Annotated in this window: 7 protein-coding genes; 3 read left to right on the plus strand and 4 right to left on the minus strand. The window is 63.1% G+C overall.

What is annotated here, in order from left to right:
- Positions 1 to 94: 94 nt before the first annotated feature.
- Both ACM6I5_RS27915 and ACM6I5_RS27920 read right to left on the minus strand, forming a co-directional pair.
- Positions 95 to 1,420 carry an ATP-binding protein gene (locus ACM6I5_RS27915; protein WP_414878103.1) on the minus strand — a complete coding sequence of 442 codons (1,326 nt, stop codon included), beginning with the start codon at positions 1,418 to 1,420 and terminating at the stop codon, positions 95 to 97.
- Entirely contained in the window at positions 1,417 to 2,100 is a 684-nt protein-coding gene (locus ACM6I5_RS27920) for a response regulator (RefSeq protein WP_017339966.1), read from the minus strand. The genes ACM6I5_RS27915 and ACM6I5_RS27920 overlap by 4 nt, the downstream gene beginning before the upstream one ends.
- 153 nt (positions 2,101 to 2,253) lie before the next feature.
- Here ACM6I5_RS27920 and dsbD point away from each other — a divergent pair, with 153 nt between their 5' ends.
- From dsbD to dsbG, 3 genes are read left to right on the plus strand one after another with little or no spacing between them, the layout of a single operon-like run.
- Positions 2,254 to 3,990 carry a protein-disulfide reductase DsbD gene (gene dsbD, locus ACM6I5_RS27925; protein WP_414885101.1) on the plus strand — a complete coding sequence of 579 codons (1,737 nt, stop codon included), beginning with the start codon at positions 2,254 to 2,256 and terminating at the stop codon, positions 3,988 to 3,990.
- Positions 3,990 to 4,856, plus strand: coding sequence for a prolipoprotein diacylglyceryl transferase family protein (locus ACM6I5_RS27930; RefSeq protein ID WP_414878101.1), 867 nt, complete (start codon positions 3,990 to 3,992; stop codon positions 4,854 to 4,856). Before dsbD ends, ACM6I5_RS27930 begins: the two co-directional genes overlap by 1 nt.
- Complete coding sequence (dsbG, locus tag ACM6I5_RS27935; RefSeq protein ID WP_017339969.1) at positions 4,832 to 5,602, plus strand: thiol:disulfide interchange protein DsbG; 771 nt, start codon at positions 4,832 to 4,834, stop codon at positions 5,600 to 5,602. Before ACM6I5_RS27930 ends, dsbG begins: the two co-directional genes overlap by 25 nt.
- A gap of 71 nt (positions 5,603 to 5,673) precedes the next feature.
- Here dsbG and ACM6I5_RS27940 read toward each other — a convergent pair whose 3' ends face one another.
- Positions 5,674 to 6,486, minus strand: coding sequence for an alpha/beta fold hydrolase (locus ACM6I5_RS27940; RefSeq protein ID WP_017339970.1), 813 nt, complete (start codon positions 6,484 to 6,486; stop codon positions 5,674 to 5,676).
- A gap of 177 nt (positions 6,487 to 6,663) precedes the next feature.
- Positions 6,664 to 19,662 carry a non-ribosomal peptide synthetase gene (locus ACM6I5_RS27945; RefSeq protein WP_414885102.1) on the minus strand — a complete coding sequence of 4,333 codons (12,999 nt, stop codon included), beginning with the start codon at positions 19,660 to 19,662 and terminating at the stop codon, positions 6,664 to 6,666.
- Positions 19,663 to 19,804: the final 142 nt, after the last annotated feature.

Below are 19,804 nucleotides of genomic sequence, written 5' to 3' on the forward strand. Positions count from 1 at the left end.
TGCCAATGGAGAGAGGTTACATTTGATGTGCACCACAGAATCCTGTGGGAGCGGCGGTGCGACGTGCCCGCTCCCACAGGGTTTTGTGGTGTGTTCAGACCGGTTGCAACGGCATGGTCAACTCAACCCGCAAGCCATCCGGCCGGCTGTCGAAACGCAGCGTGCAGCCACATCGCTGAACAATGGCCTGGACAATCGCCAGCCCCAAGCCACAGCCGGTGCTCTGGCCGTTGCGCCAGAAGCGCTGGGTCAGGTGTTGCAGATCGTCTTCGGCAATGCCCGGGCCATGGTCGCGTACTACGAACTGTACGCGGCTGCCGGTAGTCTCCAGGCTCAGTTCCACCGGTCCGTCATTCGGGGTATGGCGTAGCGCGTTGTCCAGCAGGTTGCGCAGCGCGGCAATCGACAGCACGGCGGGCATTTGCACGGGTGCGTGAGAGATCTTCGTCGGCAACTTGAATGTGATCCGCTGACGATCACCGCTGGCGGCATCCTGAATCGCCAGTTTTGCCACTTGCTCGGCGCTGCATTGCACACCGTCGTCGAACGACAGGCTGCCCTCGACCCGTGCCAGCAACAACAGTTGCTCAAGGGTCCGGTGCAGGCGGTCGGCGCCCTCCTCGGCCCGGGCCAGGGATTGATCCCGCGCCGCGCCGTCGGTCATGCGTGCCACTTGCAGGTGCGTCTTGATCGCCGTCAGCGGGCTGCGCAGTTCATGCGCCGCATCACCGGTCAGGCGGCGTTCGCGCTCGATGGTCTTGCCGATGCGCTGGAACAACTGGTTCTGGGTATCCAGCAACGGTTGCAATTCGCTGGGCAGCGGCTGGATCTGCAAAGGTTCCAGCGAGTCGGCGCTGCGGCGCATCAAGGCATCGCGCATGCGGTTCAACGGCGCCAATCCCTGACCGATGCCCAGCCAGAGCAGGCACAGGCAACCGAGCAATGCCACGCCCACCGGCACCGAGGCGGCCAGCAGAATCGACATGTTCAGCGCTTCACGCTCGATCTGCCGATCAGCGGTGGTGATACGCAGATCGCCACGGGCCAGGGTGAAGCTGCGCCACGGCGCGCCGTCGATCATCTGATCGTGGAAGCCCATTTTCTCGGCTTCCAGGGTTTGTTGCGGATCGGTGTGACTGCGGGCCAGGATTTCCCCGCGCAAGGAGCTGACCTGACACGCCATGCCACCCGGGATGTTCAGTTGTTCCGCGCTGAAATGGGTGCCCTCGCCCTTGGTCGGCAAGGCGGGCAATTGCTCCATCAGGCCGGCGACCATGCGCGCCGACGCCACCAGCCGCTGGTCGAGGGAAAACATCATCTGGTTGCGCAGGTCGCTGAGCATCCAGGCTGCCGCCAGGGCCCAGATCAGCGCAAACGCGGCGCCGAGTGTCAGGCTCAGGCGCAAACGCAGGCTCATCACTTTTTCAGTTCCTCTGCACCATCGGCCGGCCCCAGGCGATAGCCCAGGCCGCGCACGGTCTCAACAATGCCGTTACCCAGCTTGCGCCGCAGGTGATGGATATGCACGTTGAGGGCGTTGCTTTCCAGCTCGTCGTTGAAGCCGTAGACGCTGTCCTTCAACTGCTCGGTGGACAGCACCCGGCCACGGTTGTGCAGCAGAGCTTGCAACAGCGACTGTTCGCGACGGGAAAGGTCCACCGGTTGTCCGGCGAGCGTGGTTTCGCGGCTGCTCGGGTCATAGGTCAGGGCGCCGTGCTCGATCAGGTTGACGCTGCGCCCCGCGACCCGCCGCAACAACGTGTGCAGGCGTGCGGCGAGTTCACGCAAGTCGAACGGCTTGAGCAGGTAATCGTCGGCACCGGCCTGCAAACCGTCGACGCGGTCAGTGACCGAATCCCGCGCGGTGAGAATCAGCACCGGGATTTCCAGACCGTTGTGGCGCAACTGCTGCAACAGCTTCAGACCGTCCTCGTCGGGCAGGCCGAGGTCGAGCACCATGACGTCGAACTCGGCGACCTTGAGCATGGCGCGCGCAGCCGAGGCCGTCGCCACGTGCTCGACCGTCAGGCCTTGAGCGGTGAGACCGGCGACAATGCCGCTGGCGATCAGCTCGTCGTCTTCGCAAACCAGTACGTGCATGGTCAACCCTGTTGAAAAAAGCTGATTAGGCCGGTGGCCGATTAAGCGGACATTATGCCGCAAGCGCCACGTCCACAAGGTTATCGCGGTTAATCATCGGTTAATCGCCGCCTCCCATTGTGCACCTCACTTGCAAAGGGATAAGGCTTACCCATGCGTCGACTGTTTTTGTTTTTTCTTCTCTTGATCTCGGGTGTGGCCCAGGCAGGGACCAATCCGTTCGAAACCAAACCTGAATTCCTGCCGGTGGAAAAGGCGTTTGTCTTCACCTCCGAGCGCCTCGACTCAGGGGAAACACAGCTCTATTGGCAGGTCTCCGACGGTTACTACCTTTATCAGAAACGCCTGAAGTTCGATGGGTTACCCGCCGAGCTGCATCCTGTGCTACCCGAAGGCGAGTCTCACAGTGATGAATTCTTCGGCGAACAGCCGGTTTATCGCCAGGGCCTGGAACTGAAGATTCCGGCCGGTGCGACGGGCACGATCAAGGTTGGCTTCCAGGGGTGTGCCGATGCCGGTTTGTGTTATCCACCGCAAACCCAGGTGGTGGATCTGGGCGGCAGCGCTGCCACTTCCACGACGACCGAAGCCCCGGATCAAGCCCTGGCCAGCAGCCTGCAACAACGGGCGCTGGGCTGGAGCCTGCTGGTGTTCTTCGGTCTGGGCCTGCTGCTGGCCTTCACCCCTTGTTCGTTGCCGATGCTGCCGATTCTGGCCGGTTTGATCGTGGGCAGTGGCGCCACGCCCAAACGTGGTTTTGCGCTGGCGACCAGTTATGTCGTGAGCATGGCGCTGGTGTATGCGGCGATGGGCGTTCTAGCCGCGTCGCTGGGTGCGAACCTTCAGGCGCTGCTGCAAAACCCTTGGCTGCTGGGCAGTTTCGCTGCGGTGTTCGTGTTGCTGGCACTGCCGATGTTCGGGTTCTTCGAACTGCAACTGCCGGTGGCCGTGCGTGATCGGCTGGAAAACGTGTCGCGCAATCAGCGTGGTGGCAACCTGCTCGGCGCGGGCGTGCTGGGCGCGTTGTCCGGTTTGCTGGTCGGCCCGTGCATGACCGCTCCACTGGCGGGCGCCCTGCTCTACATCGCGCAAAGCGGCAATGCGCTGCACGGCGGGTTGATTCTGTTCGCCATGGGCATCGGCATCGGTGTGCCGCTGCTGTTGCTGGTGACGGTCGGCAATCGCTTCCTGCCCAAACCCGGCGCCTGGATGAACCTGCTCAAAGGCGTGTTCGGCTTCCTGTTCCTCGCCACCGCGTTGTTGATGTTGCGTCCGGTGCTGGATGAGTCGTTGTGGGTCGGTCTGTGCGGTGCGTTGTTGCTGATTGCCGCCTACAGCGCCTGGAAACAGTCGGAAGGTTTCGGACGCGTCGCGCATCTGTTCGGTGCCAGCTCATTGTTGCTCGGCGTCTGGGGCAGCCTGTTGATGATCGGTGCGGCGGGCGGCAGTGATGACCTGTTGAAACCGCTACAGGTCTTTAGCACCGCCAATGCGAGCAATGTCACCCGCCCGGTCGGCCACGACGCCTTCACCACGATCAAGGACCCGGCCGCGCTGCAACGGGAACTCGACGCGGCTCAGGCTCAGGGCCAGTGGGTGCTGCTGGACTACTACGCCGACTGGTGCGTGTCGTGCAAAGTCATGGAAAAACAGGTTTTCGGCCAAACCCGCGTCCTCGACGCCTTGAGCGATGTGCGCTTGCTACGGCTGGACGTCACCGCCGACAATGCCGCCAGCCGCGAACTGCTCGGCCGTTATAAAGTGCCGGGGCCGCCGAGTTTTCTGTGGATCGGCGCCGACGGCATCGAGCGTCGCAGCCAGCGCATCACCGGCGAGGTCGATGCCGACACCTTCCTGCAACGCTGGACCACCACCCGAGACGCCCGTTAATGCTGACTTTTACCCTCGGCACCTTTGCCATCGCGCTTAACCACCTGCTGCTGATCAGTGCCCTGGCGCTGGCGACGTTTGTCGGCTGGCGGGCGGCCAAACGTGGCGGCGAGAACCCCGAGTCGGTGCTGTTCAGCCTGTTCCTGATCGGCATGCTGGCCGCCCGGATCAGCTTCGTGGCGCTCTACTGGGCGCACTATCGCAATGATCCGTGGCAAGTCATCGACTTGCGCGACGGCGGTTTTCTCGCGCTGCCCGGGGTGATCGTGCTGTTGCTCGCCGCGTTGTATCGCGGCTGGCGTCGGCCGGGCTTGCGCCGCCCGTTGGGCTTCGGCGTGGCCAGCGGCCTGGCGTTCTGGGTGCTGGCCACCTTCTCGCTGACAATTTACGAACAGGGCACGCGCCTGCCGGACATTACCCTGCGCAATGCCGCCGGTGAAACCGTGCAACTGGCGGACTACAAGGGCGGGCCGCTGGTGATCAATCTCTGGGCCACCTGGTGCCCGCCGTGCCGTCGGGAAATGCCGGTCCTGGAAAATGCCCAGCAACACCGCCCGGACCTGACTTTCCTGTTCGTCAATCAGGCCGAAAGCATGCAAAGCGTCAGCACGTTCCTGGAAACCCAGGGCCTGAGCCTGTCCAACGTGCTGTTCGACGGCAGTGGCCGATTGGGCCAGGCCGTCGGCTCGATGGCGTTGCCGACTACGCTGTTCTATAGCCCTGACGGTCGTCTGTTGGGCAGCCACCTGGGCGAACTGTCGGAAGCCAGCCTGGCTCGCGCCCTGGAAAACTTCGATACCCCGAATCCCGCCGTACCGGCCACCTCTTCAAGGAAACTGCCATGCCCCGCCTCCGCCACCTGTTGACGCTGACCCTGGGCGCCGCCCTGCTGCACTTGCCGTCGGTACAGGCCGCTGAAGAACTGCCCGAAGCGATCAAGAAGATCGAAGCCAAGGGCGCCAAAATCGTTGGCCAGTTCGACGCACCCGACGGCCTGCGCGGTTATGCCGCGCAGTACCAGAACCGCGGCATGGCGCTGTACCTGACGCCCGATGGCAAACATGTGTTGCTGGGCAGTTTGTACGACGCCGAGGGCAACGATCTGAGCAGCGCGCCCTTGCAGAAGCTGGTTTACGCGCCGATGGCCAAGGAAATCTGGGGCAAGCTGGAAACCAGCAACTGGATCGGTGACGGCAACAAGGACGCCCCCCGCGTGGTGTACCTGTTCAGCGACCCGAACTGCCCTTACTGCAACATGTTCTGGGAACAGGCGCGGCCGTGGGTGAAGGCCGGCAAGGTGCAATTGCGGCACATCATGGTCGGCATCATTCGTGAGGACAGTCCGGGCAAATCCGCGGCGCTGCTCGCGGCCAAGGACCCGCAAAAAGCCCTGCAAGACCACGAAGGTGCCGGCAAGGCCAGTTCGCTCAAGGCCCTGAAAGACGTACCGCCGGCGATTCAGGCGAAACTGGCGGCGAACATGCAGTTGATGGAAGACCTGGAGTTGCAGGCGACACCGGCGATTTTCTACATGGACGACAAGGGTGAACTGCAACAACAGCAAGGCGCGCCGTCACCGGACAAGCTGGTGAAGATTCTCGGGCCTAAGTAAGGGCCGTTTGATTCGTGGTGGCAGCAGTAACGTCATCGCGGGCTCGCCCGCGATGACGTCAGTACGATCGACTAATTTCTCTCAGCCAGAAACTTCAGCAAGGCCTCGGTCACAAACGACGGATTCTCCAGATTGGAGATATGCCCCGCCTCCGGTACCAGCACACACGGGCAACCGATCAACTCGGCCATTTCCTTCGCCTCCGACGGCGGTCGCGGCTTGTCCTGATCGCCACACATCACCAGCGTGGCGCCAGCATTCAACTCGCCCAGACGCGGCAACAGATCATCCCGACCAAACGTAATCCGGCCCATCGGCACGATGCTTTGACGCAGGCGCTCCGGCGGCAGCGCAGCCAGTTTCGCGCGAAAATCCTGATACAGCGCCGACTGCGGATCGATACCCGGACGGAAGAAGATCGGCACGACGATGTCGAGCAATTGCGGTGCAATCACCCCGCTGTCTTCGATCTGCTTGAACAGCGAGAAATAGTACTGGCGGGTCGGTTCCGGTTCGACACCGACGTAGGTGTCCATCAGCACCAGGCCGTTGATTCGTTGCGGGGCTGACAGTGCCAGGCGTACGCCCCACATGCCGCCTACCGACAGACCGACCAGCGTGACACGGTCGATGTCCAGATGATCGAGCAACCCCCGTGCCTGACGGGCAATGTCATCCAGCGATTGCGTGCCGTCCGGTAGCGGGCCTGATTCACCGTGACCCCACAGGTCCAGGGCGATGACCCGGTATTGCCGCGACAGCGCGGCGATCTGCGGCGCCCACATGGCCTGGTCCCAGAGGTAGCTGCCAGCGAGCAGCACTGCGGGGCCGGTGCCTTGATCGATGTAGTGAAGGGGTTGTCCGTCAATCGTAACGAAGGGCATTGACTGTTTCCTCTGCCGAAAAGGGAAGAGGCAGACTGCGACGGGTCGGATCTACAGTCAACGCACAAATCGTGTCGAAAATGACCACGCCATCGCTAGCAGGCTAGCTCCCACAGGTCAGCATTGACCCTGTGGGAGCTATCCTGCTAGCGATGAGGCCTCACAGACGCTAGAGAATTACAGCCCCTCCAACTCCGCCATCAGATCATTCAACCGATCCACCTTCTCCTCGGTAATATCGCTCGCCGCCAACCCGTCGATGTACTCCGCCAGCTCCTCGACCGTGCTGCACTCGAACATCGCCCGCAGCGGCACATCCCGTTGCAGCGATTTCTGCACCCGCGAGGCAATCTGCGTCGCCAGCAGCGAATGCCCGCCCAGCTCGAAGAAGTTGTCGCGCACACCGACCTTCTCGACCTTCAATACCTCGGCCCAGATGCCCGCCAATGTCTGCTCCAGTTCATTGCGCGGTGCCTGGTAATCCTGGCTCTGCAACTGGCCGATCTCCAGCGCCGGCAGTGCCTTGCGATCCAGTTTGCCATTGGCGTTGAGCGGCATCCGCTCCAGCCACAACCAGTGCAGCGGCACCATGTATTCCGGCAGTTCGGCGCGCAGGCGTTGCTTGATGCGCTCCAGGCGTTCGCCTGGATTGAGCGCCGATTCGGCCGCCACAAGGTAACCGACCAGATGCTTTCCATTGACGCCTTCCTGCACCCCGACCGCCGCTTCGCGCACTTCCGGTTGTTCGTGCAGACGCGCTTCGATTTCACCCAGTTCGATGCGGTAACCGCGAATCTTCACCTGATGGTCGATGCGCCCGACGTATTCCAGCACGCCGTCACTGCGACGCCGGGCCAGGTCGCCGGTGCGATACAGACGATCCCCCGGCTCGCCAAACGGGTTCGGCACAAACACCTGCGCCGTGCGCAACGGATCGCTGACATAACCGCGCCCGACACCGGTGCCGGCCACGCACAACTCGCCCACCGCCCCCAGCGGCACCAGGTCCAGCGCGCCGTCGAGCAGGTACAAACGGTTGTTGTCGGTCGGCGTACCGATCGGCAAATAACTGCCGCGGGTCGAGGCCATGTCGACGCGGAAGAACGCCACGTCGTCGGAGCATTCCGCCGGTCCGTAAGCATTCACCAGCCCGATGTCGGGGTAGCGCAGCAACCATTGATGCGCCAGTTCCGGCGGCATCGCTTCGCCCGTCGGCAACATCCAGCGCAGGCCGTCCAGGCGCATGCGTTCCTGGGCGAGCATGCCCTGAATCAGCGACGGCACGCTTTCGAGCACGGTGATGCCCTGGGCCGACACGTGCGCCAGCAAGCCCTGTGGATCGTGGGCGATGGTGTTCGGCACGATGTCCACCCGCGCGCCAAACAACGGCGCGGCAAGGAACTGCCAGACCGAAATGTCGAAGCTTTGCGAAGCGGTCTGGGCGATCACATCAGTGTCACTGAGATTGAGGTACGGGACCTTGCTCAACTGATTGTTGAGCATGCCGCGCTGTTCGACCATCACACCTTTGGGCAGACCGGTGGAACCCGAGGTGTAGATCACATAAGCGAGGTTGTCCGGACCGCTGTAGAGGCCCGGATTCGCCACCGAAACATCGCTCGCCTGAACTTCTTCCCACACCAGCAACCGTGGCCGATTGGCGCAACCGAATGCCTCCAGCAGCGCGACAGCCTGTTCACGGCAGGCCTGCGTGCAGACCAGCAACGGCGTACGGCTCAGGTCGATGATGCGGCTCAGACGCTGACTCGGCAGCCCCGGGTCCAGCGGCAGATAACCAGCGCCCGCCTTGAAGCTGCCGATGATCATCCCGAGCAGGTCGAGGTTACGTTCGGCCAGCAACGCCACCGGTTGATCCAGCCCGACACCCGCCGCGATCAACCCATGGCCGAGGCGGTTACTGCGCTGGTTCAGCTCAGCGTAAGTGTGTTGCCGGTCGAGGCAACTGGCGGCGATCCGTTGTGGATGCCGCGCGACCTGCGCTTCGAACAACGCGACGTAGCTCTGCTCCAGCGGGTAATCGTGTTCGCTCTGGTTGCAGCCATGGATCAGGAAATCCTGTTCCTCGGCCCCCAGCAGCGGCAAGTCCGCCATGTCGCCATGGAAACCGTCGACCAGCGCCAGCAACAAACGCTTGAACTCACCCAGCATGCGCTCGACGGTCGACTCGTCGAAATAGCGCTGGTCGTAAGACAGGTGCAAGCCCAGGTCATCACCCGGATAACACACCGCCGTCAGCGGGAAGTTGGTGTGGGTGCGGCCCGAATCCGAGGTCGCGTTGAGGCTCTGCGCGCGGTCCAGTACCGAGACGTCCACCGGGGCGTTTTCGAACACGAACAGGCTGTCGAACAGCGGCTGGCCTTTGGGCAACTCGCTGTTTTCCTGAATGCTCACCAACGGCAGGTATTCGTACTCGCGCAGTTGCATGTTGCTGTCGAGCAAGCCGCTGAGCCACTGGCGAACACTGCAACGCTGATCGTCCTCGGGCATTTTCACCCGCAGCGCGATGCTGTTGATGAACAGCCCGACGGTGCGTTGCATCTCCGGCATGTCCACCGGACGGCCGGCCACGGTGACGCCGAACAGCACGTCGCGATCACCGCTCAAACGCCGCAGCACCAGGGCCCACGCCGCTTGGGCGAAAGTGTTGATGGTCAGCTGATGGGCCTGCGCCAGTTCACGGAGGTGTGCACCGTCACGGGCATCGAGACGGGTGTAGCGGTCGCCGACGATCATGCCGCCGCTGTCGCCCGCATGTTCACGCAGGAACGGCCGGTCACTCGGGATCGGCGTGGTGCGTTCGAAGCCTTGCAGGTTGGTTTTCCACCACTGCCGCGCTTGCGCCAGGCTCTGCCGTTGCAGCCAGCCGATGTAGTCGCGATAACGTGGCGGCACGGCCAGTTTGGCTTCGCGTCCGTCACCCAGCGCGGTATAGATCTCAAAGAAATCCGCCATCAGCAACGACCGGCACCAGGCATCGATGAGGATGTGGTGGTTGCTCATCATGAACCAGTAGCGTGCTTCGCCAACCTTGATCAAACGCAGGTGGAACGGTGCCTGGTTGAGCAGATCGAACCCGGCTTCGCGCTCGCTTTTCAGCAAGGCTTGCAGTTTCGGTTCCTGCTCGGCGTCAGCAATCGCCGTCCAGTCCAGAAACTCGATTGGCGTGCTGCCCGGCTTGTGGATAACTTGCAGCATGTCTTCGCCGATGTTCCAGCAGAACGACGCACGCAAGGCTTCGTGCCGGGCGATCACCGCTTGCCAGGCCGCGGCGAAACGTTGCGGATCGAGTTCGCTGTTGATGCGATAACGGTCCTGCATGTAGTAGAGGCCGGTGCCCGGTTCGAGCAAGGTGTGCAGCAACATGCCTTCCTGCATCGGGGTCAGCGGATAGACGTCTTCGATGGCGGCGGCCGGGATCGGCAGTGCATCGAGTTGCGCCTGGGTCAGCTTCGCCAGCGGGAAGTCCGACGGCGTCAGGCCGCCCGCCTCGTCACGCAGGCAATGGTCGATCAGGCTCTGCAATTCACCGAGGTAGGCGTCCGCCAGTTCGCAGATGGTTTGCGCGTCGTGGCGTTCGGCACTGAAGGTCCAGCGCAGCACCAACTCACCACCATAGACCTGACTGTCGACGCTCAGTTCGTTGGGCAGCGGTGCTTTCGGATCGTGGGCGGCGCCGACGGCTTCATCGAGCGGACGGAACAACGCGTCCGCGCCGAAGCTCTGGTCGAACTGGCCGAGGTAGTTGAAGGTGACCGGCGCCACTGGCAACGCAGCCATGGCCTCACGGCTCGGTTCATCGGCGAGGTAGCGCAGCACGCCAAAACCCAGTCCTTTGTGCGGTACGCCACGCAGTTGTTCCTTGATCGCCTTGATCGAAGCGCCCTGCCCGGCGGCCTCTTCAATGTTCAGCGGTGTCAGGCGCAACGGATAAGCGCTGGTGAACCAGCCAACGGTACGGGTCAGGTCGATCTCGTCGAACAGCGTCTCGCGACCGTGGCCTTCGAGTTGAATCAACGCCGACTCATGACCGCTCCAGCGGCACAGCACCCGGGCCAGCGCCGTCAGCAACAGGTCGTTGACCTGGGTGCGATAGGCGCTCGGTGCCTGTTGCAACAGTTGCCGGGTGTACTCGCTATCGAGGCGCACGCTGACGGTGTCGGCGTGACGATTCTGCCGGCCGCCTTCAGGCCGGTCGCACGGCAATTCGACGCTCGGCCCGGCCAGTTGCGACTGCCACCAGCTCAGCTCTTCACGCAGGGATTCGCTGCCGGCATACGCCTGCAAACGTGCAGCCCAATCCTTGAAGGCGCTGGTTTTCGCCGGCAGTTTGACCGACTGTTCAGCCGCCAGTTGGCGATACACCGTTTGCAGATCGTCGAGCAATACGCGCCAGGAAACGCCGTCCACCACCAAGTGATGGATCGCGAAGAACAGCCGTTGCCGGCCTTCGGGACCATCGACCAGCAGCGCACGCATCAACGGCCCCTGTTCAAGGTCGAGGCTGCGCTGGGCATCGGCGAACAGTGCCGCGCATTCATCCATCGCCGAGACACGCACCTGCCACAGCACCGGCGCGCCGCCCACCTTCTGGTGCGCCGCCGTCCATTCGCCCGCCGTTTCAGTGAAACGCAGGCGCAAGGCATCGTGCTGTTCGATCACCGCCAGCAACGCTTGCTCGAGACGATGAGGTTCCAGCGCAACGGTCGGTTCCAGCAGCAATGCCTGGTTCCAGTGCTGACGCTCGGGCATGTCGGTGTCGAAGAACCAGTGCTGGATCGGCGTCAGACGCGATTCGCCGGCGAGCAAACCTTGCTCGGCCGTGACCTGTTCGGTGCGGCTCGCCACAGCGGAGAGTGTCTGTACGGTCTGGTGCTGGAACAGGTCACGCGGGCTGAAGTGAATGCCCTGCTGCCGTGCACGGCTGACCACCTGGATCGACAGGATCGAGTCGCCGCCCAGTTCGAAGAAGTTGTCGTTGAGACCGACCTGCGCCACGTTCAGCACGTCGCACCAGATCTGCGCCAGCGTCAGTTCCAACTCATTGCTCGGCGCCACATAGTCCTGACGATTCAGCTCAGGGTCCGGCGCCGGCAATGCACGACGGTCGAGTTTGCCGTTGGCGGTCAGCGGCATGCTGGCCAGCAGGATCAGGTGCGGGGGCACCATGTAGTCCGGCAGTTGCGATTTCAGATGAGCCTTGAGGGCGTCGCGCAGTTCGGTTTGTTGCGCGTCGTCCCGATCGGCGACCTCCGTCACCAGATAGCCAGCCAGTTGTTTGCCGCTCGGCGCATCCAGCGCCAGCACCACGGCTTCGCGGATAGATTCATGTTCCAGAAGACGGGTTTCGATTTCGCCCAGCTCGATGCGGAAACCGCGAATTTTCACTTGATGGTCGATGCGCCCAAGGTATTCCACCAGCCCGTCGGCGCGCTGACGCACCAGGTCGCCGGTTCGATAGATCCGCCCGCCATCGGCCACGAACGGGTTGGCCACGAATCGCTCCGCGGTGATGCCCGGACGGTCGTGATAACCCTGCGCCAGGCCGGCACCGCCGACGTACAACTCGCCGGTCGCGCCCTGCGGCACCAACGCCAGATCGGCATCGAGAATGTACGCCACGCGAGCACCGATCACGCTGCCGATCGGCACGCTGCCCATGCCCTCTTCAAGCTGCTCGGGCGCGAGACTGGCCAACGGCATGACCACGGTTTCCGTCGGGCCGTAGGCGTTGAAGAACAGACTCGGCTTGAACGCTGCGCGAATCCGCTGCAGATGTTCGCCGGTCAGCGCTTCACCGCCGGTGATGCACATGCGCACCGGCAGGGTTTCGCCTTGTGTCGCCAGCCACTGCGCCAGTTGGCTGCCGTAGCTCGGGGTGAAACCGAGGATGTTGATGTGATGGCGACGGATCAACCCGCAGATCTCTTCCGCGTCCCACTGACCCTGAGCACGCAAAACCACTTGAGCACCGCTCAGCAACGGCACCAGCAAACGCTCGGTCGCGGCGTCGAAGTTGATCGAATAGAAGTGCAGCTCGCAGTCGTCCGGGCGCATGCCGAAACGCTCGATCACGGCGCGGCAGTGCATGGCGATTTCACCGTGGGACACCACCACGCCTTTGGGCTTGCCGGTGGAGCCCGAGGTGTAAATCAGGTACGCCTGGTGTTGCGGCAAGCTGATGAACGGCAGTTCGGTGGTCGGGTAATTGGCCAGTTCCCCAGCATCGTCCTCCAGGCACCAACGGGCGACGGTGGATGGCAGCTCGCCGAGGGCGTTGAACATCGCCGCATCGCTGAGCAGCAAACCGACGCCGCTGTCTTCGATCATGTAATGCAGGCGATCGAGCGGGTATTCCGGATCGAGCGGCACGTAGGCGCCCCCGGCCTTGAGGATCGCCAGCAGACCGATGACCATTTCCAGCGACCGCTCAAGTGCAAGCCCGACGCGAACCTGCGGGCCGACACCGCGTTCGCGAAGCATCCAGGCCAGGCGATTGGCGCGGCTGTCGAGTTCGGCGTAACTCAAGGTCTCGCCGGCGAACGTCAGCGCCGGCGCATCCTTGCGCGCCAGGGCCTGCTCGCTGAACAGGTGATGGATGCACTGATCCAGTCGGTGTTCGCCCGGCTCGACGCCAAGGCTGTCGAGCAGGTTTTGCTGTTCCGTGGCTTCGAGCAACGGCAGCTCACTGAGGCGCTGTCGCGGATCGGCCAGCAACGCTTCCAGCAGATTGCGCCAGTGCCCGGCCATGCGCGCAATGCGCGGTTCATCGAACAGATCGGTGCTGTAGGTCAGGCAGCAACCGAGACGATGATCGAGGTCGGTGACTTCCAGGTTGAGGTCGAACTTGGTCGCCCGCGCATCGTTGGCCAGGTACTCGACAGTCATGCCGGCGAGCCTGCGGCTTTGCTGGAATTCCCAGCGCTGCACGTTGCACATCACCTGGAACAGCGGGTTATACGCAGCGCTGCGCGGTGGCTGCAACGCCTCCACCAGATGATCGAACGGCAGGTCCTGATGGGACTGGCCTTCGATCACGGTATGACGCACGTGCTCGAACAATTCGCCGACCGACATCTGCCCGTCGAGCTGACACCGAAGCACCTGGGTGTTGAGGAATGCACCGATCAACCCTTCGCTTTCGGGGCGAATACGGTTGGCCACCGGCGCGCCGATGCGCAGGTCTGCCTGGCCGCTGTAGCGGTAAAGCAGCACCGCCAGCGCGGCGGTCATGGTCATGAACAGGGTCAGACCGTTTTGCGCATTGAACGCACGAACCCGTGCGGCGAGGTCGTCGCTCAGGTCGAAACGGAACAGCTCGCCCTGATGACTTTGCAAGGCTGGACGCGGGCGGTCGGCGGGCAGTTCCAGCAGTGGATGTTCGCGGCCCAGTTGGGCCATCCAGTAGTCGAGCTGACGCTGACGTTCGCCGGACTCCAGCCACTGACGCTGCCACACGCTGTAATCGAGGTATTGCACCGGCAGCGGCGCCAGGGGCGACTCGCGATCATCGACGAACGCTTCGTAAAGCGCACTGAGTTCCCGGGCAAAAATGTCCATCGCCCAACCTTCGGTGACGATGTGGTGCAGGGTCAGCACCAGGTAATGTTCCTGTTCAGCGGTCTTGACCAGACAGGCGCGCAGCAGCGGCCCGGTTTCCAGATCGAAGGGCTGATGAGCTTCGCTGTCGGCCAGAGCCTGAACCCGCTGTTCGCGCAAGCCGGTGTCCAGCGCGGAGAAATCTGTCCAGTCCATGCGCATCCCGGTTTCCGGGTGCACCCGTTGCTGGGCCACGCCGTCGACGCTCGGGAACGTGGTGCGCAAGGTTTCGTGACGCATGATCAGCGCTTGCAAAGCCGCCTCGAAGCGCCCGACATCCAGCACCCCGCGCAACCGCGCCATGCCACCGACGTTGTAGGCCGGACTGTCCGGCTCCATCTGCCAGAGGAACCACATGCGCTGCTGAGAATAGGCCAGCGGCACCGGTTGGCTGCGGTCGACTTTCTCGATCGGTGGTTGCTTGTTGGTATTGCCGCTGGCCTGGATCTGTCGGACCTGCCCGGCGAATGCGCCCAGTTCACTGTTTTCGAACAAGGCTCGCAGCGGCAACTCGACGTCGCACGCCTGACGGGTGCGGGAGATGATTTGCGTGGCCAGCAGCGAGTGGCCGCCGAGGGCGAAGAAGTCATCGCGCAGACCGATCTGCTTCAAGCCCAGCACTTCACGCCAGATCGCGGCGATCTGCTGTTCAAGCTCAGTGACCGGCTCAACGTGTTCGCGCACTTGCCACCGGGGTTCGGGCAAGGCGCGACGGTCGAGCTTGCCGCTGGGGCTGAGGGGCATTTCGCCCAGGCGCATCAGTTGTGCCGGGACCATGTATTCCGGCAGCTCGGCCGCCAGCGCAGTTTTCAGGCGTGCGGTTTGCGTGTCTTCGGCTTCGCTGTTTGCAGTGGCGGTGTAGTAACCGATCAGTTGAGCCCCGGCCGCTGTTTCGCGCACCAGCACCACCGCTTGGGCGACGCCGTTCTGAGCCAGCAGACGCGCTTCGATTTCTTCCGGCTCAACGCGAAAGCCGCGCACTTTGACCTGCTGGTCGAGACGGCCGAGGTATTCGATCACGCCCTCGGCGGTCCAGCGTGCACGGTCGCCGGTGCGGTACAAACGTGCGCCCTGCTCGCTCAACGGATCGACGACAAAGCGTTCGGCAGTCAGGCCCGGACGGCCCAGATAACCTCGGGCCAGGCCAATGCCGCTGATGCACAGTTCACCCGGCACACCGGCCGGCACCGGGTTGAGGTCGCTGTCGAGCACCCGGCAGATCACGTTGCCCAACGGACGGCCAATCGGCGAGCGCTCACCATCGGCCGCGCTGCACTGCCAATGGGTGACGTTGATCGCGGTTTCGGTCGGGCCATAACGGTTGTGCAGTTGTACCGCCGGCAGCTGTTCCAAAACGCGGTTGCGCAGTTCCGCCGGCAAGGCTTCACCACCAGAGAACACACGGCGAAGGCTGGTGCATTCGGCGGTGAGCGGCTCGTCGATGAACAACGAAAGCAGTGGTGGCACAAAGTGCAGCGTGGTCACGCCGTATTGCTGAACAAGCTGCGCGATGCGGTGCGGATCGCGGTGTTCACCGGGACCGGCGATCAGCAAGCGTGCACCGGTGATCAGCGGCCAGAAGCATTCCCACACCGACACGTCGAAACTGATCGGCGCTTTTTGCATCAGCACATCGGTATCGTTCAGGCGATAGGTGTTCTGCATCCATTGCAGGCGTTCGGCAAGGGCCGTGTGGGTGTTGCCGACGCCCTTCGGTTGGCCGGTGGAACCGGAGGTGTAAATCACGTAAGCGAGGTTGTCGCCGTGCAGATGCAGACCCGGTGCCTGGCTCGGCCAGTTCTCCAGGTGCAGCGCATCCATGGCAATCACGCTGACGCCATCGATGGCCGGCAAGCGATCAAGCAATTGGGTTTGCGTCAGCAGCAATTCCACGCCGCTGTCCCTGAGCATGTAGGCCAGGCGTTCGGCGGGGTAATCCGGGTCCAGCGGCACGTAGGCACCGCCGGCCTTGATGATCGCCAGCAGGCCGATCAGCAACTGCGGCGAGCGCTCGGCAGCGATGGCCACGCACACGTCCGGGCCGACGCCTTTGTCGCGCAGGTAATGCGCGAGGCGGTTGGCCTGGGCGTGCAGTTCAGCGAAGTCCAGGCTGCCGCCGTCCCACATCAGCGCGGTACGCTCCGGGGTCAGGCGGGCCTGTTCGCCGAGCAGTTCCGGCAGCCATTGGCTGGCCGGTGTGCACGGTGCGGCGCTCCAGTTTTCCTGCTGATCGTGTTCGCTGGGCGCCAACAATTGCAGGTCGCCGATGGCGGTTTTCGGTTGATCGCAGATGGCGCGCAGCAGGTTGCTGAAATGCTCGGCCAGTCGCTCGATGGTGGTGGCGTCGAACAGTTCGCTGGCGTAGTCGAAGGACAGGCTCAGGCGACCGTTACGGTCTTCTTCGCTGTGCAGTTGCAAGTCGAACTTGGCTTCGCGGCTGTGCCACGGCAGTTCGTCGGCGAGCAGGCCGGGCAAGCGACGCAGTGCGCTCAGGTCCCGTTGCTGGTGGTTGAACATGACCTGGAACAAGCCCTGTTCGCGGGCCTGCGGGAAGGCTTCGAGCAGTTGTTCGAACGGCAGGTCCTGATGCGCTTGTGCGCCCAACGCGCTCTGTCGGGTTTGCGCCAGCAACTCAACAAACGGCAACCGTGAATCCACTTCGGCACGCAGCACCTGGGTGTTGATGAAGAAGCCGATCAAGCCCTGGGTTTCCAGGCGTGGACGGTTGGCGTTTGGCACGCCGACGCGGATGTCGGTCTGGCCGCTGTAGCGATGCAGCAGGCTCTGGAACGCCGCGAGCAATAGCATGAATGGGGTGGAATCGTGGGCCTGGGCGGTCTGGCCAATCGCATCGCAGAGGGTCGCGCTCAACCGGACGGTGTGGCGCGCGGCGCTGTGCAGGTGTTGCGCCGAACGCGGGTGATCGGTGGCCAGGCTCAGGGGCGGATGCTCCTCGCCCAACTGCGTTTTCCAGTAGGCCAGTTGCCGCTCGCCCTCACCTTGCGCCAGCCATTGACGCTGCCAACTGCCGTAGTCGGCGTACTGCGTCGGCAATGGCGCGAGCGTTGCCGTTTGCCCTTGGGACGCAGCGGCATACAGGCGCGAGAATTCGTCGATCAGCACGTTCAGCGACCAGCCATCGGCGATGATGTGATGCAGCGTCACCAGCAACTGGTGATCTTCATCATCGAGGCGCACCAGCGTCACCCACAGCAACGGACCTTTTTCCAGATCGAACTGGGTACGCGCTTCGTCCTCGCGGATTTGTTGCGCACGGGCTTCACGCTCGGCGACGGGCAAATCGCTGATGTCGATCCGTTGCAGGTTGAATTCGACAGCGGCATCGACCTGCTGTAGCGCCACACCGTCACGCTCGAAGAAACGTGTGCGCAGGGATTCGTGGCGTTCGATCAGTTGCTGGAAACTGGCGCGCAAGGCGTCTTCGTCCAGCTCACCGCGCAAACGCAAGGCGCCGGGAATGTTGTAGGCGCTGCTGTGCGGGTCGAGCTGCCAGGTGATCCACAGGCGGTTTTGCGCGAGGGATTGCGGCAGCGCTTCGCTGCGCGACAGCGTGCTGATCGCGCCTTGGGCCAGGCCGCCGTCCTGTTGTTGCTGCACGACCGCGACGGTGAATGCGCCGAGGGTCGGCGCTTCGAACAGCAAGCGCAGGTTCAGCTCCAGACCGAGCGCTTCGCGCAGGCGCGCCACCACTTGAGTGGCGGCGATGGAGTTGCCGCCGAGCAGGAAGAAGTGGTCATCGGCATTGACCTGCTTGACCTGCAATTGCTCGGACCAGATCTGGCCGATCAGGGTTTGCAGCTCGGAATCCGACTCGATTGTGGCCTCGTTTTCAGTGCTCGCCGACGGGAACACCGCGTAGCTGTCGAGGCTGCCCTCCGCCAGGCGATTGCGGCACGCCGAGCGTTGCAGTTTGCCGCTGGAGGTCTTGGGCAAGGCGCCCGGATTGAGCAACACCACCACGCTCGGTGCTTCCTGATATGCCTCGGCCACCGCCTGGCGAATGGCTTTGATCAGCGCTTCGGGCGGGAGGATTTTCTGCACGCTGCGGCTGATTTCCGCAGCGATGCCGATACCTTCCTGACCGTCGATGTTCACCGCGAACGCGGCGACGCGACCTTTACGCACCACTTCCACTTCACGCTCGACGGTCTGCTCGAGGTCTTGCGGGTACAGGTTGTGCCCACGAACGATCAGCATGTCCTTCAGGCGCCCGGTGATGAACAATTCACCGTCGCGCATGAAACCCAGGTCACCGGTGCGCAGCCAGGTTTTTCCGGCAAGCTGGACGAAGGTCTTGGCGCTGGCCTCGGGGTTGCGCCAGTAGCCATGGGCGATGCTCGGCCCGGTGGCCCAGACTTCGCCGATCGCGTTGTCGGCCAGTTCGTTGAGCGCCAATGGCTCGACAATCAGTACCGCGTGATCTGGCTGGCTGATGCCGCAACTCATGATCGCGCTGCCTTCGCCCGGTTCGGCACGGTTTTGTGCCAACGCCTGATCGTCCACCCGCAGATTGCCGATGCCTTCGCCACGCGCTGTGCCAGCGACGAACAAGGTGGCTTCGGCCAATCCATAGGACGCCATGAAACTGTCCGGGGTGAAACCGCAACTCGCGAACTTCTCGGCGAAACGGTCCAGGGTGTCGAGACGAATCGGCTCGGAACCGGAATACGCCACGCGCCAGCCGCTCAGGTCGAGGCGTTCCAGCGCCGATTCGCTGACCCGCTCGCTGCACAGTCGATAGGCAAAATCCGGCCCGCCGCTGATGGTGCCGCCGTATTCGCTGATCGCTTCCAGCCAGCGCAACGGCCGGCCGAGGAAGTACGCCGGCGACATCAACACACACGGCACACCACTGAAAACCGGTTGCAACAGACCGCCGATCAAGCCCATGTCGTGGTACAGCGGCAGCCAGCTGACAATCACGTCATCCGGGTTCAGGTCGATGCCGAAACCCTGGCGAATCAGCAATTCATTGGCCACCAGATTGCCGTGACTGACTTGCACACCTTTAGGCAACGCGGTGGAGCCGGAGGTGTATTGCAGGAACGCGATGTGATCGCCGTCAAGGTTCGGCTCGGCCCAACGCTGCGCCAGTGCGACATCAAGGGTGTCGACGCACAGCAGCGGCGGCGCGCCATCGATGTGCTGCAACGCGTGGCGCAGGTCGGCGCTGGTCAACAGCAGGCGCGGTTCGGCGTCGCTGATGATCGACAGCAGGCGTTCCTGATGATGACGCTTGGCCGACTCCGGTGGATAAGCCGGCACCGCAATCACACCCGCATACAAGCAACCAAAAAACGCCGCGACGTAATCCGGCCCGCTGGGAAACAACAGCACCGCGCGATCACCGAAATCCGTCTCGGCCTGCAATGCACCGGCAATGGTGCGCGCCCGTTGATCCAGCTCGCGATAACTGAGCACTACGGCCTGATCCGGGGTTTCGGCGAGAAAACGCAAGGCCACCCGATCCGGCGTCAGGGCCGCGCGGCGCTGAAGGGCTTGGACCAGTGTGCCAGGTATTTCGAACGCGTCGGTCATGAGGTTTCCTGCCTGAATTCGGCTTGCAAATGGAATCGGTTTTCTGACGTCACGCCCCTTCAGGGGCATGCAGGACGCGGTCTTCGCCGACCGCGCAAGGCATTGGGAATGCTGTTTTGGCCGGGGCGTACGCCCGGAGCCA

It is taken from the genome of Pseudomonas sp. IT-P171 (assembly GCF_949767765.1).
GTDB lineage: Bacteria > Pseudomonadota > Gammaproteobacteria > Pseudomonadales > Pseudomonadaceae > Aquipseudomonas > Aquipseudomonas fluorescens_B.